Origin of the sequence: Xenorhabdus vietnamensis (assembly GCF_002127535.1) — a bacterium.
In the GTDB taxonomy this organism is placed as follows: domain Bacteria; phylum Pseudomonadota; class Gammaproteobacteria; order Enterobacterales; family Enterobacteriaceae; genus Xenorhabdus; species Xenorhabdus vietnamensis.
In genome coordinates, this window is record NZ_MUBJ01000141.1 from 1 (window position 1) to 373 (window position 373).

1 protein-coding gene is annotated in these 373 nt (G+C 54.4%); it reads right to left on the minus strand.

The genetic code is table 11. The features are described from left to right. Positions 1-336 (minus strand): hypothetical protein (locus Xvie_RS21955; protein WP_208612675.1); only part of this gene is annotated, 336 nt, incomplete at its 3' end. Positions 337-373 lie beyond the last annotated feature (37 nt).

A 373-nucleotide genomic window follows, 5' to 3' on the forward strand; every position in this document is an offset into this window, starting at 1 on the left:
CGGCGGATATCCCGGATGCGTGTGAGTGATTTGCTGCAACTGGCAGGGATCTGAAGGGTGATAACTGAATATCGTCGTATCATTGCTGCCGTCCAACAGCGTTGTCACGCAGGTCAGGATATTGCCCAGTTTGTCATAGGTAAACTGCTGACGGGTCAGGGTCATGCCATAGGCATCCTGCGGACACTCTATTCCTGTGCATTGATATTCCGTTAACCAGCGCCGGGCAACATCATAGGTGTAGTTTTCTTGGCGCAACAGCCCGCCCTGCTGGGAACGGGTGATCCGGCTCGCCAATTGATTCGTGATCGTATAGGTTTGTTCCAGCGTCAGCACTTCCGCACCGGTTTCGATCCGGCGTTCGGTTTCCCGC